Genomic DNA, 19,293 nt, shown 5'->3' on the forward strand with positions numbered 1-19,293 from the left:
TTGGGCAGACCGCCGGCGCGCTGCCAGCCCGCGCCGCTGAGGGGGCTATCGCTCGTCTAATTCAGCTTTTCGGCATGGCGCAGCAGATAGACCTCCGCTGGCCAAGTGGTGCATGTCGCGGCGCTCGCGAGCTGGGTGCAGGGCCATAGAACTGCCGCTACTGCGTTGCGGACAGTCATCGGTTGCATCGATTACCTCCTTCGTCGGGCTTTCGGTTCGCGGGAAGGCTTTGCTCAAGGGCCGCAATGCCAGGCAAGGGCCGGTTGCGTCAGATCATCGAGCCCGTAGACGGCACGGCCTATGCCCTCGTAGTCCTCGCTGGTGACGATCAACTCCAGCCTGCCGTCCCCGTCGAGGTCCAAGGTCGAGAACAGCCGGTAGCGGGTCGGAGCGCACTCGGCGACACAGTCCTCCGGATAAACATCGGCCCGCAGCGCGACGGTGACGACCCGCTCACCCTGAAGCCGATTCAGCAACAGCACCGAATAGTCCCCGGCGCGGGTAGAGGTGATGCTGCCCCGTTGGCGTTCCGCGGTCAGCACGACCTCGTCGCGACCGTCCCCCTCCAGGTCCACGCGGACCAATTGCGCAATGGCCGGGGCCGGATCGGCGATGCCCCGGGCCGACAGCCAGTCGGATAGCGCTGCTCGGTAGGTCGGGTTGTCGGTGGACAGGACTGTCGCCCGCCGCGGCGCGGCATCCCAATCGGGCGCCAAGTAGGTTCCCGCTTCCGCCCCCGCCCCGGACTGCGGCCGATAGGTCGGGTTGGAGCAGGTCTCGTCCGTCGGCACTGGGCGCAGAACCGAACTGTTCCCACGCGTTCCGTCATTCGCGTAGCGCACCAGCTCGGCGCCCTCCAAGGTACCTTTATCCATTGCCTCTGCGGCGATCCAGCGACCATCCCGGACACCGCCATAGAGCTGCCCGGTCTCGGCATCGACGATGGCCCGCGGCGACGTCTGCGCCGCGCTGCAGCCGGCAGCTCCGAGCAGCGCCGCCAGGAACAGCGCAGCCCCGCCCGGGCGGTGTGCGGGCCGCAGCGGGTAACCTGCCGGGATCCCTGATGCTCGGCGTGTGATCATTGGAAGCGCGCCAGGACCGCGTCGATCTCCGGGTGCTCAGCGAAGTTCTCCACCGCCCGCTCGATCTCCTTGCGAGCCGGATGGTCCTCTAGCTCGTCTTTCAGCAGATCGTGGAGGCGGGCCAGCAGTTGCAGCGGGTCTGGCTCCGTGGGGGGTGCACCGGCGCCCGCGCCGGGGGGTGCCAGCGTGGCAAGGCCCCTCTCGGCGGCGGCGTCGAGGAACGCCATCCAGTTCCGGGCGAGTTCCTTGTCGGTCTTGTTGTCGGTACTCATCTCGGCCGCGGTGGCCAGACCAAGCGCCTCGAGCACATCCCGGACCGCGCCACGGGTCTCGTCACCGACACGCCCGTCCACGTCCACGCGGCGACCAAACAGCTTTCCCAATGCCATCTGCAGAAACAGCACCCGGGACTTGCTGGAGGCACTGAAGCCCGGCTTGGTGCCGGTATCCAGGTGCCAGTGGTCCTCATGCGACCGGTTGTATTCGAAGTTCAACACGGTGCCGATGTGCTTGCGCAGGATCGCCTCGACGCCGAGATAGGCCTGCGAATCGGCGCGATAATTCTTGGTCAGGAGCAGCCGATCACCCCACCAGATCCCGTCGCAGTCGAAGGCCCTGCCCTTGCCGTGCTGGCCGGATTTACAAACGAAAGCGCCGGCGGTGAGGATGATGTCCGCCTTTCCCAGCGGGCACTTCTGCCATAACTCCGCAAAGGCCGCGTCGAGCAGGTTCTCCAGGGACTTCTCCGCGGCCAGCGTGAACTGCTTTCCCTTGGAACCATAGTGAAACGGTGGGTTCATGCGGTCGTAGTGGACGGGTACACCGCCGCCTAGGGTCTTGAAGGTGTTGTTGGGCTTCGTGCAGGCCATGGCTCACCTCGATAAGTGTCGGTCCAAGTGGGTGCGCACCAATCTCACTGCGGCAAGGTGCGCCGGGGGAACGGTTGCATCGAAGCGACCGAGACGGCGCCCTTGCGGATCGTCTTGGTTCGCGGATTCTGACTCTTGGCCCTCATTTCAGAAAGGATTCGATCTCGGCCACCGCATCGCGGGACAGGAATGGCAGAACCTCCGCGCGCTTGAGCGGGCCGTGGTGCTTGACCGTGAACCGCAACAGGCGCGCGCAGTACTCCAGCGCGAAGTGGTGGTCGGACTTGGTAACTGCGATGAACGTCTTGCATTTGGTGTCCCCCGCGGCCTGCTGGAGCAACTCTTTGAGGCTGGCGTCGAAGCCCATGGAGTTGCACGAGCACTGGAAAATGCCGGCCTCCTCGGTCTCCGGTGTGCCGGAGTGGGGATTGTTGATATCCCGACCTTCGCTCCAATCCCAACTGCTCTCGAAACCGCCGAGCACTCGCAGCACCTCCAGCATCGCCGCGCGTCGGTGCTTAAGGTCCCGCCAAGGGCCAAGGGCGCCGACCGCCAGCGAGTAAATGCGTATTCCACGCCCATTCGGCCACCCATTCCACGGGCATTCGGCCACTGATTCCACGCTGATTCGGCCACCCGTTCCACGGCGATCCGGCCACTGATTCCACGGCCATTCGGCCACCCCCCGGGCAGGGGGCGACGCAGGACCACGATCCACTAGGATCGACCCCTTTTTCGAAGCAAGGGGTCGAGATGGAGCGTTTGTCCATGCGTAAGATTCGCGAGTATTTGCGCCTGCGGTTCGAGGGCGGCTTGTCGCACCGGCAGATCGCGGCGAGCCTGCAGGTGTCGCGCAGCAGCGTCGGGGAGTACGAACGGCGCTTTGCCGCCGCGGGGCTGACTTGGCCCTTGCCCGAGGCCTTGAGCGATCGGGAGCTGGAGCGGCGGCTGTTTCCGCCGCCACCGGCGGTACCGGCCGACACCCGCGTGGTGCCGGACTGGGCGGCGGTGCATCGGGAACTGCGCCGTCCGGGCGTGACGCTGATGCTGCTGTGGGAGGAGTACCGGGCCGCCCATCCCGAGGGCTTCGGCTACAGCTGGTTCTGCAAGCGCTACGAGGACTGGAGCGGCTCGCTCGACGTGGTGATGCGCCAGACCCACCGCGCCGGGGAGAAGCTCTTCGTCGACTACGCCGGGCACACGGTGGAGGTCGTCGATCCGGCCAGCGGGGAGATCCGCACCGCGCAGATCTTCGTGGCGGTGCTCGGGGCGTCGAACTACACCTACGCCGAGGCGACCTGGTCGCAAGGTCTGTCCGACTGGATCGGCTCGCATGTGCGGGCCTTCGCCTACTTCGATGGGGTTCCAGCCATTCTGGTCCCGGATAATCTGCGCAGCGGCGTGAGCAAGGCGCACCGCTACGAGCCGGATCTCAATCCCACCTACCTGGAGTTGGCCAACCACTACGGCCTGGCCGTGGTGCCGGCGCGGGTGCGCAAGCCGCGGGATAAGGCCAAGGCGGAGACCGGGGTGCAGATCGTCGAGCGCTGGATCCTGGCGGCCCTGCGCCACCAAAGCTTCTTCAGCCTGAGCGCGTTGAACACGGCGATCGCCGCCCTGCTGGAACGGCTCAATCAGCGGCCCTTCAAGAAACTGCCCGGTTCGCGCCGCACCGCCTTCGAGACGATCGATCGTCCGGCGCTGCGCCCGCTCCCCCTGACCCCCTACGTCTACGCGACCTGGAAACGGGTACGGGTGAACATCGATTATCACGTCGAGGTCGACGGGCACTATTACTCCGTGCCCTACACCCTGGTGAAGCAGGCGCTGGACGTGCGCCTCACCGACCACACGGTCGAGTGCTTTCACCACCGCCAACGCATCGCCAGCCACGTGCGCTCGCCGCTGAAGGGCCGCCACACCACCGTGGCCGAGCACATGCCCAAGGCGCATCGGGAGTTCGCCGAGTGGACCCCGGAACGCCTGGTGCGCTGGGCCGAAAAGACCGGACCGGCCACCGCCGGGGTCATCGGCCACATCATGGCCAACCGTCCGCATCCTCAGCAGGGCTTCCGCTCCTGCCTGGGGATCCTGCGCCTGGGCGAGCGTTACGGTCACGATCGTCTGGAGGCCGCCTGTGCGCGGGCGTTGCGTCTGAACGCCTGCCGCTACAAAAGCATCGAGTCGATGCTGCAACGCGGCCTCGACCGCCAAGCCCTCCCCGAACAGCAGAGCCTGGATCTACCCGCCGCCCACGACCACCTGCGTGGTCCGGGCTATTTCCACTGACCGTCATACCCACACAGAGGAGTCCGACCCTATGTTGCATCATCCCACCCTGGATAAGCTCCAACAGCTGCGCCTCCTCGGCATGTCCACCGCGCTGCGCGAGCAGCTCGACCTGCCCGACATCCACACCTTGGGCTTCGAGGAGCGCCTCGGTCTGCTCGTGGACAGAGAGCTGACCCTGCGCGAGGATCGCCGCCTGCAGACCCGTCTGCGCCAGGCCAAGCTCAAGCACAGCGCCTGCCTGGAAGACCTCGACTACACCACCCCGCGCGGTCTGGATCGCGGCCTCGTCACCCAACTGGCCACCGGCCAATGGATCCGCGAGGGTCTCAATTGCCTGGTCCTCGGCCCGACCGGCATCGGGAAGACGTGGCTGGCGTGTGCACTGGCCCAGCAGGCGTGCCGCCAGGGCTTCACCACCCGTTATCTGCGCGCCCCGCGCCTGTTCGAGGAGTTGCGCCTCGCCCATGCCGACGGCGGCTTCCCCAAGCTCATGCGCAGCTTCGCCAAGACCGATTTACTACTGCTCGACGACTGGGGACTGATGGGGCTGGACGCCGAGGCCCGGCGCGACCTGCTCGAACTGCTCGACGATCGCCACGGCCAGCGCGCCACGCTCATCACCAGCCAGCTGCCCCTCGAGCATTGGCACGACCTGATCGGGGATCCCACCCTCGCCGATGCGATCCTCGACCGGCTGGTCCACAACGCCTACCGGATCACCCTCAAAGGCGAGTCGATGCGCAAACGCCACGCCCGGACGTTGACGCCGAGCGTGCCCGCCGAGTAACAATGACCCACCTGCGTCGCTTCGCTCCGACTGCCCCGGCCGAATGGCCGTGGAACGGGTGGCCGAATGCCGGTGGAATCGCCGGCCGGATGTCGGTGGAACAGGTGGCCGAATGGCGTGGAATGCGCAAGTAAACATCCGCGTTCGGGTTGCGCTCGAAGATCTCGTCCGGCGCAGCGCTTCCCCAATTGATCAGCTCATTGAGAAAGCTGTCCGGGGGCTTGCCACGATTGTGGACCTTCTGTCTACAGGCAACGAATGTTCTCGTCATGGGCGTTTCCTCCACTCTCAGTTTGGTTCGACGCGCAGCTCACTGCCCGGCACCCCACCCGGTCTCTGCCGTTCGCCCCGGGCCCCTGTCGTTATCGCTCCGCCGGCAGGAGTGGTGCGCCAATGTCGAGCCACGTTTCGGCGGACCGACCGACTCCGCCCGACGATGCGACTGAGCTTAGACGAAGAAACTCCGAAGGACCCGACGATGACACGTCAGGCGACATCGCGTGCCGCCGAGGTCCCCGAAGGCTTGGACGCGGTCGGGCTTGATGCGGCGGGTCCCGCCAGGCGGTAGCGGACAGCCAGCGTCAGTTAGGGCCGACCGGCCTGGATGAAGAAATGATCGGTCCCGGTCTCGACGACCTTGTCAGTCTGGCAGTCACGGATCGAGGTGTCCTCGAACCGCTCGCTCACCGGATCGAAGCCAAGCGTGAAGACGCGCACCAGCATGGGTTCAGCCCCCCCGATGAACAGACCGGCTCATGCCGGCCGCGCGGCTGCGCACGCGCGGCGGCAGCCAAGCTTGGCCATGTCCCAGCGTTGCCCCTTTTTTGGCGACCGCCAAGGGTAAAAGGGTAAGAGCGCCAAACTATACCGTCCTCGAGAGGCGGAAGCCGAGGTAGTAGTTGCGGCGCGACGGCCGGTAGCTGCCGCGGGACGCCGAGCGGCAAAAGTCGGCGTCGCTGCTCCAAGAGCCGCCGCGAGCCACACAGTAGGCGCTCGACTCGGGACCACTCGGATTGTCACTCGGCGTTTGCTCTGAGTCGCTCGGAGTATTTGTCAGTTCACTCAGCCACGCGCGAGCACTGTTCCACAGCGTACGAGTGCCGTTCGGGACCGGCTGAGACCGCGCCGTAAGCCGCTGGTAGAAATCGCTCGCATACCAGTCCGCACACCACTCCCAGACGCTGCCGTGCATGTCGAAGAGTCCCCAGGGATTCGGTTGCTTCTCACCCACAGGATGGAGCTTGCCTCCAGCGTTCTGCGCGTACCAGGCATGCTGACCCAGCGCCTTCTCGTCGTCACCGCAGCTCCACCGGGTCGTCGTTTCGGCGCGGCAGGCGTATTCCCACTGTGCCTCGGTCGGCAGGGCATAGTGCTCGCCGGTCTGCTCGGAGAGCCAGGCGCAGAAGGCGGCCGCGTCGTCCCAGCTTACACCGACCACCGGAAGGTCCAGCGCGTCCGCTGCGATGGCGCGCCGTCGGTAGAGATCATTGGTGCCGGTGTCCAGATGGTACTGGCTGCCCTTCTCCAGCCACTCCGGCCAGTGCCTATCCGTGGCCTCACAGAAGCGCTTGTAGTCGCCCCAGGTTACGGGAACGCGGCCGATGGCGAAGGCGTCGAGCCGGACCGGGTGAACTGGCTTCTCATTATATTGGCCCTTTTGATTTCCCATGAGGAAGGTTCCGCCGGGAATATAGACCAGCTCGGGGGCATCGATGGAGGACTCCGTACCGTCGCGGCTAATGATCCGGAAGCGGTCACGGAAGACGTCCTGAGGCGCATAGCGGGAGCGACCGCTCGGCACCGATGCGGCTGACGCGCGCACGGCCGGTTCCGGTGGCGAGGTTTGTGGCTTGACCCAGGCGTCCGGCCGCGGCTGCGGGCCACCGAAGGTAATAGGTCGAGAGCGCCATGGGCCCGTCCTCGCGAGGCGAAAGCCGAGTTTGCTGTCGCGCTCCAATGCCCCGTCCCAGTATCGGTACGCCGGGCATCGGTACGCCGAGCGGCAGTTGTCGGCGACGTCCACGCAGGAGCCGCCGCGAATCACTCGGTAGTAGCCCCACTTAGGGCCGGTCGGATTCTCACTCGGTAATTCCTGAGCAGCGCGCGAGTGAGCGTCGCATGTACCTGAACGACTCCGAGTGACGTCGGCTCGTCGTTCGAGCTCCCTGACGAGCTGCTTGTAGTAACCTCCCGTGAACCAGTCTCGGCACCACTCCCAGACGTTGCCGTGCATATCGTAGAGGTGCCAGGCGTTGGGACGCTTCCGGCCGACCGGCTGCGTCTGGCGACCTGAGTTTTCAACATACCAGGCATATCCACCAAGCTGCTCCTCGGTGTCTCCGCTGGACCAAGGGGTTTCGGTCCCCGCCCGACAGGCGTATTCCCACTCAGCCTCGGTTGCGAGTCGATATCGTTCGCCGGTTTCCTGGCTGAGCCAGTCGCAGTATGCCGAGGCGTCTTCCCAGCTCACATTGATGACCGGGCGCTCGGCTCGGCCCCAACCGTGATCTTTCGGCTTCTCTCGCTTGGTCGCCTCGCAGAAGCGGTCGTACTCGGCAAAGGTCACGGGATATTGGCCGATGGAGAAGGCGTCGACGCGCACCCGGTGCGCGGGCTTCTCGTCGTCATGGGAGCGGTGATCCTGCCCCATGGTGAAGACCCCGCCCGGGAGCCAGACCATGGACGGGCCTTCGCCGTGGTCCTTGAGCGGATCGCGTAGACGGGCAATCGGCTCGGGCCCGACATCGAGCTCCGGCGGACCGAGGGTAAAAGGGTAAGAATGAAGAGGGCCAGTCCTCGAGAGGCGGAAGCCGAGGTAGTGGTGGCGGACCGACGGCTCGTCCCTGATGCGGTACGCCGAGCGGCAGTTGTCGGCGCCGTTGTGCGAGGAGCCGCCGCGAACCACTCGGTAGGAGCCCGACTCGGGACCGCCGGGATTGTCACTCGCGCTCGGCTCGGGTCTGCTCGCCTTATCGCCAGCCTCGCTCGTCGTCGCATTTTCCTTCTCGGTGCCGCGCGCCATCTCCCCTGTACCGCTCAAGAGCTGCGCGTAATAGCTGTCCATGTACCAGTCGGCACACCACTCCCAGACATTGCCGTGCATGTCGTGGATGTCCCAAGCGTTGGGGTTCTTTTTCCCGACCGGATGGGTGGAGCCGGATGCCGAGGCGTCTCCGAACCAGGCGTAAGCTTCGAGGTGCTCCTCCGCGTTTCCGAAGCAGTAGGCGCTCTCGCTCCCCGCCCGGCAGGCGTACTCCCACTGGGCCTCCGTGAGCAGGCCGTAGGTCCGGCCGGTCGCCTCGCTCAGCCATTCGCAATACTTCTCCGCATCGTTCCAACTGATACAGACCACGGGGTGATCTTTGTCCTGCTTCACGTAGGGCTTGCGCCAGCTCGCGTCCTGCTTCCGCTCGGCTTTGCCACGGTTCCAGACCGTAGCGCCATCTTCGCGCTCGGCCTCCGTCTTGTAGCCCGTGGACTCGACGAAGCGACGAAACTCCCCGACGGTGAGAGGGTACTTGCCGACCCCGAAGTGATCGAGCCGGACGGTGTGCACCGGACGCTCGTTCTCGCGCCCGATACCCTGGCTGTCGCCCATGCGGAAGCTGCCGCCGGGGAGCCAGATCATTCGTGGGCCGATGCCGGAGCCGTCGGCGAAGGCATCTTGAAAGGGTATCGGACGATCGGGACTCGTTGCCCCGGTCAGCTCCGCCAGCAGGGATTCCACCCCCGGAAGGAAACGCCACTCTCCGACGGTGCTTTGGGTAATCAAGGCCGCATCGCACAGTTTTTGCCAAAGCTCATGCTCAAGCGAATCCGGCCGCTGCACAGCGCCCGGCGCGATCGATGACGCATAGCGGGCGAGACGCGCCAGCACTGCAGGGGGTGTGACGCTCGCGAAGGTCTCGACACGCTGCGCAGGAGCCATTGTGCCAATCGACCGACGAAAGGCGGCCAAGCCGAAACGGGCGAAAGGCTGGGCCCATTCGGGGAGGTCGTACCGGCCGTTGGCATCCGGCACCAATGCACGAAAGCGAATGGACCGGCCGGAGATTTTTTGGAGGTAGCGAGAGACGCGTTGTTCGAGCGCCTCCCCGATTGCCGCGACTTCGGACTCCCGAAGCGAACGTAGCAAGGACGCTTGGGCTGCGGGGATAAACTCGAAATAGGTATTCCTGGGACCACTCTCGGCTGTCGTCGGAGAATGCGCGAAGACTAGATTGCTGAGCAGAATCTCAGCCAAGTGCGACTGGTCTGCCGCTGGCCCGAACTGGGCCTCTTGGACGACGCGTGCGACCGGAATCGTGAAGGAGCTTGTAGAGAGCGACACGGCGAGCCGAAACGCTTCAGGCGAGGATTCCCTCAGCAATGCTACTGCTAGCTCGGTCTCTGCCTGTTCTGCCTGAGGCTTGTCATCCTGATCATGCCGAGCGTCGGAGTCGAGCAGGAAGACCGGGGTGGAACGGTTGCCACCCATCAGGGTAGAGGCCCACTGGCTCAATCCCGCAGGGGTCATGGGCACCGCAGGAATGGCCAGTGGCCTCGCCGATGCCTCGGGAGCCTTCCACCAGAAGATCTCCGCGTCCAGCTTCGACGTGACGACGCCCGGCTCACGGGCGTGGCACAGTCCGTGATGCTCGCCGAGGGTCCCATGCCTCCACCGGCGAGCATCACGCAGATGGAGCATGACTACACTCGCGGACTGCACCCACAACGCGAGTACTCGGGCATACCGGCCGTCCAGCCAACAGGGCGAATTGCCATGGGTGACGAAGAACACGAGACGCCGGGCGCCGCGTCCGGCCAACAGCCGCGGTGAGACATGAAACCCGACCGGCCCCTCCAGATAAGCGGAGGAAAGACCCCGTCGGTCCGCCGTCGCGCGTTCCAGCACGCCGCGCAAACGCCAGGACCGGACGAAGCGGAAGGCCCCTGTGTCTTCGAGCATCCTGCAAAAGCCTTGGACTGTGTCATGCCAAAGCGAGATGGCTGGATCGTCTTCCAGCACAACGTGGGCTTCGAACCAATACTCGGGGACGGGACGGAACACTGGCTGAAGGGAACCGCCGCATTCGGCGCTGGCCTCCGCGGTGCGTCGCTCATCGAGCTCCTGTGCATGACGTGACGGCCAGCGCCGACGCAGCGGTCGCAGGGCACGCGCCAACTGAAGGCGCCCAGGCAAGGGCCGACCGGCCGGCAGCGCCACGGGGGAAGCATTGACGGTCCGGTTGCCGGACGGCGTGCGCCCGGATGGGTAGACGGGGACTTCGTCCTTCTCGTTCGGAACCGTGCGCGGCTTCGTTGTGTCCATATCCTTGCCCGGGAGCCTTGGGTGGTTGGCCTCCTCGGTAGGTTGGCGCTCGCCGGGATTCGCGCCTTCTCTCGACGGCTCTCGCTGCGGGGGGGGATGCAAGTACAGTGTCTTACCACGGGTGGCAAGCCAGAAGGCATCCAGCACATCGTCGACATGAGGCGCGAGTCCCGCGCGCTGCATGGCCTCGATGAGGCGCTCAAGAGTCACGCTGTCGGACCATTCAACGGACGTAGAAGATTGTCGCGGAGTGCCCGGAGCTCTTCCTCGCTGAAGGATCGCTCTGCGGGGTCGTGCATCGCCACAGTCAGGAAGACGGCGTTCAGCAATTGATCCGTTGCCACTTCCTGGCTCTCGATGCGGTGCGCATCGAAGGCACCGATGAGTGTCTCGATCTCCATCGACTTGAGTGCATCCGGGTACTGTCGAAGGTGAGATTCAATGATTCGCGTAAGCTCGCCTTGGTTCGGCGGTGTAATGCTGAGGCGGACGCAGCGCCGCAAGAACGGAGGCGGAAACTCGCGCTCATCGTTTGATGTCATCACCACGAAAGGGAACTGGCCGCACACGATTCGACCGTCTTTGAGCGTCACCGTCTGGCCGAGGAAATCCATGACCTGGACGACCTGTTTTCCAAGTCGCCGCAGCTCGGGGATTTCGTATTCTCCTTCCTCGATTACATTCAGCAGGTCATTGGCGAAATCGAGATCCGACTTGTCGATCTCGTCGATCAGCAGAGGACGTGGCCAGGTCGTGGTGTTGAGCGCGGTACCGAGCGGTCCGAGCTTGAGGTAAGACTCCACCGGCGGGACGGCGTCCTTGCCCGCTTGGAGGCGACCGACGGCGTCGTATTCGTAGATCCCGCTGCGGACCGTGGACCGCGAGCTGATCGGCCAACGCAGGACCGGCCCGAGCTTGAGCTCGTGCGCGACCTTGGCAATCAAAGTGGACTTGCCGGTACCCGGCTCACCGGTGATCAGCAAGGGACGACGCAAGTAGAGCGCGGCATTGACCGCGATCATCATTGGATCGCTGGGCAAGAAGGGCTCCGCGCGCGACTTCTCGCAGTCGATGTCGAGCTTCTCGGGACGCTGCAGCGGCCGAGGGGCGCGCGAGAAGCGCCACGGCGGCGGCTCGGGAAGCTCGGTCAGGCGATCGTGCTGGGTGCCATCGCCGAGAAAAATCTTCCAGTCAGTCATCGGATTTGGGTGCCCTTGGGGTTGATGAAGGGGATGAAATCGGGATCATCCCAGAGGAGTGTCGCCTGGCTCGCAGCGGCATTTCCTTCCATCCGGCGGCGGGTGAGCTGATACGGAAAGCGATCGAGGGTCTCGCTGGCGCACATGCAATGAGTCAGACAGGCGGCGACCTCTTCCCAATCGTCGCCCGGCGGCGGCTGGTGAGACCAGGAAGCGAAGGCGACTCCAGAGTTCAGCAGGCGCATCAGGATCTGCTTTTCCTTGGCTCCACTTGGCGGGGGCGACACCGTAAACCGGGTGTAGCAAAAACCTTGCGCTCCCGGAGCGGCACCGGCCGCTGCGGCGCCGGATTCCGGAATCGGCAGGAGCGTGATCTCGCGAGGCTTGCTTCTCCGCAGGGCGTCGGCGCACTGTTGCCACGCCTGCCGTTTCACGGATGAGGTTTGAAGCAAGCGGTCCCGATAGCGCACGAGGACCACGAATTTCTCCCCCAACATTTCGCCGCCCATTTTAATGTTATGGAACGGCTTGTCGAAGAGCGGCGGGTTGACCGTGAATTGGATCTGCAAGTCCGCGATGCCGTATCTCGAGCGCAGGGTTTCGATGACTACCGGGAATTGACTTGTGAAACTCTCCCAGCCGGTCACCGATGAAGCTGCCAATTGGATGTCGGGCACGGGCAGTAAATTCTGGTTACGTAGGGATGGCTCGTAGAAGGCAATGTCTCCCCGCTCGTCGTTTTGCACGTCGACGACGAGAATCTTTTCTTCACTTTCAAGTCGGATCCGCTCTCGCGCCGTCGCGAGTGCGTTTCCCTGAGCCGCTGCGTGCTCGTTCAACCAGGCCTCGACGGCCTCGGCGAGCCGCGCGTCGCTGCTCAGCCGGAGTAGGAATTCCAGGAGCCCATACGGTGCCTGTGTCGTCCCCGCCGTATCGCAGAGCGAGGTTAGCTCACGAAGCATTCCGCTCAGTCCCTGCGCGTGATCAAGGTCGGGCCTGCCGAGGGAACTGACCGTGCGCCGAAAATGAAGCCGGTAAAACGAATCGGGAACCGGGATCGCGCAGAGCGACGACCACACGGACCCGAAGAGCGCGCTGCCGACATCTTCGGTGACCAGACCAACCAGCCTATCCGAGATTTCGTAGTCCTCTGCATACTCAGCGACACGGAACGGGGTCTGCCCCACCTGTTCAAAGGCCGCATCCATCCTCTTGGACAATGCCAAGAAGTCGTCCGGCCAGGCGTTTAGTGCTTTCAGTACCTCGAGCGTGGTCCGGGTGAAAACCCCGACGCCGTCGTCCCCTCGTGCATACTGGCCTTCGGGCGTCGCGAAATAGGCGATCTGCCGCTGTGGAGAGTCATTGCCAAGCCTCTTCGGCGGGACCTTATTGGCTTCGAAATCCATGCCTCCATAGACTGCGCAGACGTCCGCGAGTAACACCTGCTTGCTAAAGCACTGGAAGGCCGCCGAGCGCAAATGCCGATGGAAATTGGTGCCGTTGAAAACCCGGTTCTTGAGATCGGACGCCGTGTAGTCACGACAGACGAAGACGCGCGTTCCGTCGTTCTCCGTGAACCCATGTCCGGACCAATAGAAGAGAAGACGGGAGTCGGCCGGGCGATCCCGGGACAGCTGTGTCCGCCAGAAGGTGTCGATCGTATAGGAGTTGCCGGATCGAGTGACCTGAGCTCCAGCCGCCTCAAGGTCACAAAGGGCTTGAGCGTAATCAGCGCGGGAATCAGCGCAGGGGTCGAGGAAAAGGTAGATGTGACCGGCGGGGACATTGATGGAGCGAAGCCACTCCGCCATCGCGATTGCGTTCGCGCACGGGCCAACCTGATCCCAGCTGGGCTGATCGTAGCGCTCGATGCCGACCAGAAACCCATAGATGTCCGTCATGATTGCATGAAATCGCGGATTGTGCGCCAGACAGCCTCATCTGCGAAGTAAGCGCCGTGCGACTCAGGAAATGGATTGCCGGACTCTACTTCCACATCTTTCACGGCAGGCCACAAGCGGCCAGCGACGTAGCTCAGGAAATCGTTGCGATCGTAGAGATTCAGCCAAGGCGGAAAATCGGACGGCAGCGGCGCCGGGGGTTTCAGTGAGTAGAGCGCACCGATTTCGTAAAAAAAGGGGGACTGCGAGCCCACTGTCACGAGTCGCTCGACAACCGGTGGATCGGGCAAGAGGAGCAGGTCGACGCAGGCAATACCACCCAAACTATGAGCGATCAGGGTCACCGGAGGTGTCGCTGCGTCGATCTTGTCGCGAATAAACTGGCGTACCTGCTCGCCGCGTGATTGATACAGCAGGATGTCGCCAATCGGGAGCACGGCCGAATCACTGAAGCTCTCGCGATGATGTCGCAAGACCTGGGTCACTGCACGCTTCAGCATCGAAGCAAAGAAGGCGCCCAGCCCGTAGACCTGTTGATCCCAATCGGCGATCAGACGGTTGAAGAGGCTTTGTCGAAGCGCTCGATTCGGGCCGGGAATGTCCGATGCCTCGGCGTCGACATAAAGCTGGGCGATGACTGCGCGCGCAAGGGCGTGACTCGCTTCGGCCAGCTCGTGGGCCGATGCCTCGAACGCCATTCGTGTGATCGGTGAGTGCGTCACCGTCGACCAAGCATCCGCCCAAGCGTCATTGAGATCCCCCCTCGCCAGCAGGAGTTCCAGCTCCGGCGTTGGCTGATAGGCCGCGATCTTTTCCCAGAGGATCAGCCACGCAGGCTTGCTGCCTGGCATCGGAATCGGCTTGGACGCGTCGGGATCGCGAATCGTGAGCTTGTCGAGCTCGAATAGGGGATCGTCGAAGAGCCAGTTCCAGCGCGCGAAGTCTTCTGCTTCTTCGGCGAGCTTTGCCGCAGAGGGCGGATCCGGAAGGGATCGGCCTTCAAACTGAACTCCAAGCGGGTCGCCCCATGCACACTCCACGAATGCTTCCGAGATACCCGCCTGCGAAGCGATACGCCGCGCGTGCTCCAAAGTGCGCTGGAATTTGCTGAGGCGCACCCCGGTGCCGTGAACAATCACAATGGTGCCGGTAGACATTCAGAACCCCGTTGTTCCAGAGGAGAGGCAGACGCAGAGCATCAAGGGCAAGTCCGGGAACAGTATACGTAACTCGAGAACGCATTGAGTGTCGGCTGTCCACACAACTGCGGACCCTGAACAGCGAAGCCCCAGCGTCGGCAACTGGCCGACAACGACCCTTCAGGGCCGCAAGACTAAACGGCCGCGACTGACCGCTCCTGGGGCCCAGCCGTCGCCGATCCCGGCGAGGCGACAGACAGCAAGACGCGCGTTGCGGTCACCCAGGATCCTGAGCCCGGACACGTGCTTACGACCCAGAGTTGACACTCACTGTGCTGCGCCTTGTGGCAGCTCAGCGATGGAAACCGGTCATCGGTACGAAAGTGCTGTCGAGACGGAAACAACGCTTCCGATCTCGTTGTCTGGCCCCGGTTTCTCGTGTAGGGAAGTATTGACGGGCCATGGCGGCGTTCCTTGTAAGGAAATATCGCTGTAGTATATCCGCAGTACATCCAGCGGCTACACACCGAGGCCGCCGAGTAGCGGCGTCAGATCGTCCCTCACGCCGCTTGTAAACTGATGCCGCACCTTTCCCAGTCTGGCTCCAGGCTAGATTTGAAGCGATTCAACCTTTTTCCTGTGAGCCTCCACCGAAGCTCTGACCACGTTGCGCTGGTCTTCCGATAGCTCGTCGAGTGCTGGTAACTCCTGCTCGAAGGCTTGGAAGCGACCAACCAGCCCCTCTAGAGAGATTCCATCTGTGACTGCGCGACGAAAGAATAGCCGTACAAGCTCGTTTAACTCTTGGTTCAATTGCGCACCTGAAAGCACACGATTTGTAATCCAGAGATAGATATCTACCATCTGCAATCCTATCGAATCAGCGCTTGTACTGACTGAGATTGCTTTGCGTGGAATCCCACGATGCAAAATTATGTTTTCGTCTACTCCATAGTGATAGGGGTGATGCAAAAGGAACTTCCGTTCATTCGAATCGAGCCGCGCATAGCCGTCTGAAATAACCTGATAGAGGCTGTGTACTTCTTGCTGTGACCTATTGAACTGCTGTTGCTTATCAACAACTATCTTGTAAGCATCTTTGCGGCGGGCCTTCCTGAGCCTCCGAGACATTGCATGCACAACAAACTGAAATCCAACTGTATTCGGCGACACGAACCTTGGATCTGGCGCGCCAAAATCCAAATCCAGGGGTCTTGCGATCCCAAACCGGAAAGCGTCAACCAATACCTCTTTCGAGCGTGCATCGAGCGAGGACGCCTCTGCCCGTCGCTTTAACTCGGTTAGCAGTTCGACTATATCTTGCTCATACTTTTCTACTCGCTTGACCGTGCATAGTGTCCAAGCTTGTTTGAGAATCGACTCATCCAGTAACTCGTTCAACTTAAACAACAAAACGAACCGTAGGGGAGTCCAATACGCATCCCATCTCACCGCTTTATTTAAGCCCGCGTCGAAGACGGCCTCGAATAACTTCGTAACGGCGAAATCGGGCTTGACAATGTAGTAGTAGTCGAAACAAAAGCGCATTTTCCGTTGGAGTTCGCATAGCAGTGGTGCTATGGTCGACAATCTGTCGATCCCCAATTCGTTTGCATGGAGTGCCGGCACGCCAACCCGTCTTACCATTTCTTTATGCAGCTGCACTCCGAGCGCGTCCACATTTGTCTTGCTGGACAAGAGGCCGTAGCTTAGACGAGGCTGATTTGGATCGAATAAGTTGTTGCCGGTGTTGCCTGATTCGTCAGCGTGAAAAAACATAACAATACCTTCGGTCGCCCAGGCGCTTAGCCGTAATGGCGTTCTTGCGTCGTTGATGTTGACTCAGCGCACGACATCGCGCACCCAGCTATTGAGGGTGACGGCAGCAGGACCGATCCAAGCCGAGCCATGCCGGCGTTAGAAATAGGGTACGTACCACGTATCTCTCGTCAATGACGTCCCTGTATTTCGCTAGTGCCTTGGTCTAGCCTTTGTGTTGCCGTTTCAGCCCCGTCCGATTAAGTGTCCGCTGAAGGAGCGGTTGCGGCCGCTCACAGGCGCTGGCTGCGTATCCGGACTTGGCCGACAACGTCCCTTCGGGGCCGCAAGACAGAGCGCGCGCGACTTACCGCTCATGGGGCGGAGGGGCCATGAATGCCGGCGACTCGACTGGCAGCAGACCGCGTCCACCAAGTCGAGCAGACTTGTGGCAACCGTCGGCTTACCGCCGGATGCTGGTGACGGCATCGCCGGCTCCTGCCCTTTGGCGGCTCCGAGTGCCGATGTCGCTTTCCGGAATGCGCCTTCGCAGGGGGTGCTGACCGATCGGTTCCGGCTCCCTCGGTACGGTTCAACGCGGGCAAATTCCGAGCAGGTTCCGCACGCGTTTCCAGGGTTGCAGGGTCACGGGAGCCCGGTCGGCGCCGCGCTCGAAGAAGAATCCCGTCGAGGATCCGCCGTCGAGGTTGATGGCGCGATCCACCCTCCAAGGCGTCAGGACGTCCGGGACAGCGAGAATTTCCCCGAGCTCGGCGAGGGTGAGACTGCTCGTGGTCGCACCGATGACCCAGTGTCCGCGCCAATCCGTGGCGACGAAGGTGCGGCGCCGAGGATCGGCGGTGGACAGGCCCCGCACCGGGCGTGCGTTTTCCACGAGATAGGGCCCGGTCTGCAACAAGGCGATGATGTGCGGGTGATCTTGGAACCGGCCACGCCAGACGAGGTGGATGCCGCGATCGTCGCTGTAGATCACGCCGCTCAGGAGTTTTGCGGTCTCGAAGCGATTGATCCGTCGTCCTTTGGAAATCACGAGCCCGGACGGCTGCCGATCCGGATGGAAGAAGCCGCCGTTGACCCCGGCCACGCAGCCCTCGCTGCGGAAGGCGGACTCCAGCGTTGCGTCACTCGCCTCGGGGCCCGCCCCAAGATCGATCACCTCCAAGCGGAACGCCCGCGAGGTGAAGAAGGCGAGGTGTGCGCTGACTTGTTTGTCGTCGGACGGGCGCACCGCGGTGCGCTTGGCGTAGGCGAGGTCCGCGCTGTTGTCCTGCCGCTGCGACTCACCGGCAGGCGTCCAGTCCGCGGCGAGCGCGTTCGAAGCCGGCAGGAGAAGGGCCAGGAGGAGAATGCGCGGCCACGCCGGACGGGCGTTGAACGACCTGCGCATGCGACCGGCTCGCTCTTGTCGGATCGGCGTCTTCATCGACCCGGCTGCCGGAATCCTTTCACTGGTCCTGCATCATGGCGTCGAGCTGCTTCCAACTCCGGTAGCGGCGTTGCCGATGGAGGGTCGGCCGGGACCGGCGGATGCCGCGAGCAGCGAAACACGCTTGGTCATGGCATTCTCATTCGGTTCGCGGCACAAGACCGACGCGGCGGGCCTCGAGTGCTCGCAGCAATTTGGTCTTGATCTCCTTGAGCAGAACCCCGGGTAACTCGCCATAGGCTACGCTCCCCAAGTCGCCGGGGCGCGCGAAGCGCAAATCCGGACCCGGCCACGTAAATCGGTTGGCCTCGGTTAAGATCACCCAGGATCGCTCGTTGTCCAGTGCGAGACGGCGCTTGGTCGCAGGCGGAAGCTCGACGGCCAGGGACGGGTCTAGCGGCGGACTGTGGGTGACCGGCAGAACCGTGACGATTCGCTCTCCCTCCTGGTTTGTCGTGACCAAAATCACGGCGCAGGGGCGGTCCTTGAGTCCTTCCTCTTGGTCGCGTCGGTGTGCATCCCCCCATAAGTAGGCGTAGCGAATCACCAGACCCGGGATTGGCTCCGGCAATGTCACTGTTCTAGCCGGTCACTTCAGCGTCGAAGGTGGCGGCGTGCGGTGATGCCTCGACGGCGCGGATGGCCTGGAGGTCGGCCTCGGTGAAATCCGCCAGCTGCATGACCTGACGGTCACGTTTCTTCAGCCGTTGGTATTCATCCACCGACAAGACCACCAGCCGCTCGCGTCCGTTGCGCGTGACCGCGACCGGCTCCGTGAGGGCGACATCCTGATAACGGCCGAAGTGTCTCTGAAATTCGGCGGAGCTAATGGTGACCATAACCTTGCGTCCTCGAGATCTGTCTTTTCGATATGATACGTAAGATCCGAATAATGCGGAAGATGGCAGGCCGTTCGTTGACCTGTGTTCGAATTCCGTGAACGATCGACCGGTGTGGCTTTTCCGGACGGCATCAAGATACCGAAGCGCTCGCGCGGAGGCGGGCAGCGGGCGCATTCACGACTCGGCGGCGAAGGATCTCGGGGTTAACGATCCCGACCGGCGCCTACTCGGCCGGCAGAGCCGGAAGCGTCTCGCGCCACAGCTCGGACTCGGCCGCCTTGCGGACCTCTTCGCTGTCGAGTCCGTCGCTGCGTTGCGTGGTGCGCGTCGCCGCGTCCGCCCGCCCCGTGGCGTGCACGGCCAAGGGGCTGCCCGTGCCGGTCAAGTCCTCGACGGTGAGGGTCTCCAGGGTCGGGAAGTGTCCGGTCTCGTAGAGGATTGCCAGCCACTCGTCGAGATTCACCCGGGTCCAGTCGACCCGCGCGAAATCCCGGATGTCGATCCCCGAGCATTCCGGTGATTGCGCCTCGCCCCAGTCGCGCCCGAGCTGCGGGCGGATCTGTTGGTTGAGGATCCGCGCGAGCGGGGTGTTGAAGCAGCAATAGCTCTCGCGCTTCTCCACGCACCAGGTCAGCACCTCCTTCCTGCAGTAGGAGCCGACGCGAT

At 63.2% G+C, this 19,293-nt stretch carries 16 protein-coding genes; 2 read left to right on the forward strand and 14 right to left on the reverse strand.

The features are described from left to right. Positions 1-56: 56 nt before the first annotated feature. The 4 genes from BLV04_RS25940 to BLV04_RS19420 all read right to left on the reverse strand — a co-directional run bounded on the left by BLV04_RS25940 (position 57) and on the right by BLV04_RS19420 (position 2,453). The gene (locus BLV04_RS25940; protein WP_281241871.1) at positions 57-188 is read right to left on the reverse strand and encodes a hypothetical protein; all 132 of its coding nucleotides are present in this window, start codon (positions 186-188) and stop codon (positions 57-59) included. A gap of 45 nt (positions 189-233) precedes the next feature. After that, on the reverse strand, positions 234-1,082 hold the full coding sequence (locus BLV04_RS19410) for a hypothetical protein (RefSeq protein ID WP_093036274.1): 849 nt from the start codon (positions 1,080-1,082) through the stop codon (positions 234-236). Continuing rightward, positions 1,079-1,951, reverse strand: coding sequence for a hypothetical protein (locus BLV04_RS19415; RefSeq protein WP_093036277.1), 873 nt, complete (start codon positions 1,949-1,951; stop codon positions 1,079-1,081). Before BLV04_RS19415 ends, BLV04_RS19410 begins: the two co-directional genes overlap by 4 nt. Positions 1,952-2,093: 142 nt before the next feature. Further along, positions 2,094-2,453 carry a hypothetical protein gene (locus BLV04_RS19420; RefSeq protein ID WP_175534710.1) on the reverse strand — a complete coding sequence of 120 codons (360 nt, stop codon included), beginning with the start codon at positions 2,451-2,453 and terminating at the stop codon, positions 2,094-2,096. Between the two features lie 251 nt (positions 2,454-2,704). On the opposite strand from BLV04_RS19420, the gene istA reads away from it, so the two are divergent. Both istA and istB read left to right on the forward strand, forming a co-directional pair. Beyond that, positions 2,705-4,240 carry an IS21 family transposase gene (istA, locus tag BLV04_RS19425; protein WP_093036279.1) on the forward strand — a complete coding sequence of 512 codons (1,536 nt, stop codon included), beginning with the start codon at positions 2,705-2,707 and terminating at the stop codon, positions 4,238-4,240. Between the two features lie 31 nt (positions 4,241-4,271). Then, positions 4,272-5,030, forward strand: a complete 759-nt coding sequence (gene istB / locus BLV04_RS19430; protein WP_093036283.1) for an IS21-like element helper ATPase IstB — start codon at positions 4,272-4,274, stop codon at positions 5,028-5,030. 585 nt (positions 5,031-5,615) lie between these two features. On the opposite strand, the gene BLV04_RS25055 is transcribed toward istB, so the two are convergent. The 10 genes from BLV04_RS25055 to traN form a co-directional block, all read right to left on the reverse strand. Further along, positions 5,616-5,753, reverse strand: a complete 138-nt coding sequence (locus tag BLV04_RS25055) for a hypothetical protein (protein ID WP_175534711.1) — start codon at positions 5,751-5,753, stop codon at positions 5,616-5,618. A 139-nt stretch (positions 5,754-5,892) separates the two neighbouring features. Continuing rightward, entirely contained in the window at positions 5,893-10,551 is a 4,659-nt protein-coding gene (locus BLV04_RS19435) for an SUMF1/EgtB/PvdO family nonheme iron enzyme (RefSeq protein ID WP_093036286.1), read from the reverse strand. Beyond that, a complete protein-coding gene (locus tag BLV04_RS19440) occupies positions 10,548-11,540 on the reverse strand; it encodes an AAA family ATPase (RefSeq protein ID WP_093036289.1) in 993 nt (330 codons plus the stop codon). The genes BLV04_RS19435 and BLV04_RS19440 overlap by 4 nt, the downstream gene beginning before the upstream one ends. Further along, on the reverse strand, positions 11,537-13,441 hold the full coding sequence (locus BLV04_RS19445; protein ID WP_093036291.1) for a VMAP-C domain-containing protein: 1,905 nt from the start codon (positions 13,439-13,441) through the stop codon (positions 11,537-11,539). Before BLV04_RS19445 ends, BLV04_RS19440 begins: the two co-directional genes overlap by 4 nt. Beyond that, a complete protein-coding gene (locus tag BLV04_RS19450; protein WP_093036295.1) occupies positions 13,438-14,598 on the reverse strand; it encodes a lipase family protein in 1,161 nt (386 codons plus the stop codon). Before BLV04_RS19450 ends, BLV04_RS19445 begins: the two co-directional genes overlap by 4 nt. Positions 14,599-15,189: 591 nt before the next feature. Beyond that, complete coding sequence (locus tag BLV04_RS19455; RefSeq protein WP_093036298.1) at positions 15,190-16,359, reverse strand: DUF3800 domain-containing protein; 1,170 nt, start codon at positions 16,357-16,359, stop codon at positions 15,190-15,192. 571 nt (positions 16,360-16,930) lie between these two features. After that, positions 16,931-17,746 (reverse strand): phosphodiester glycosidase family protein, encoded by an 816-nt coding sequence (locus BLV04_RS19460; RefSeq protein ID WP_093036304.1) that lies wholly within the window; start codon positions 17,744-17,746, stop codon positions 16,931-16,933. A 178-nt stretch (positions 17,747-17,924) separates the two neighbouring features. Next, positions 17,925-18,362, reverse strand: coding sequence for a hypothetical protein (locus BLV04_RS19465; protein ID WP_093036301.1), 438 nt, complete (start codon positions 18,360-18,362; stop codon positions 17,925-17,927). A 4-nt stretch (positions 18,363-18,366) separates the two neighbouring features. Further along, positions 18,367-18,624, reverse strand: a complete 258-nt coding sequence (locus BLV04_RS19470; RefSeq protein ID WP_007191265.1) for a type II toxin-antitoxin system Phd/YefM family antitoxin — start codon at positions 18,622-18,624, stop codon at positions 18,367-18,369. A gap of 226 nt (positions 18,625-18,850) precedes the next feature. Continuing rightward, on the reverse strand, positions 18,851-19,293 hold a 443-nt coding region (gene traN, locus BLV04_RS19475; RefSeq protein WP_175534713.1), incomplete at its 5' end, for a conjugal transfer protein TraN.

It is taken from the genome of Thiocapsa roseopersicina, assembly GCF_900106925.1.
In the GTDB taxonomy this organism is placed as follows: Bacteria; Pseudomonadota; Gammaproteobacteria; order Chromatiales; family Chromatiaceae; genus Thiocapsa; species Thiocapsa roseopersicina.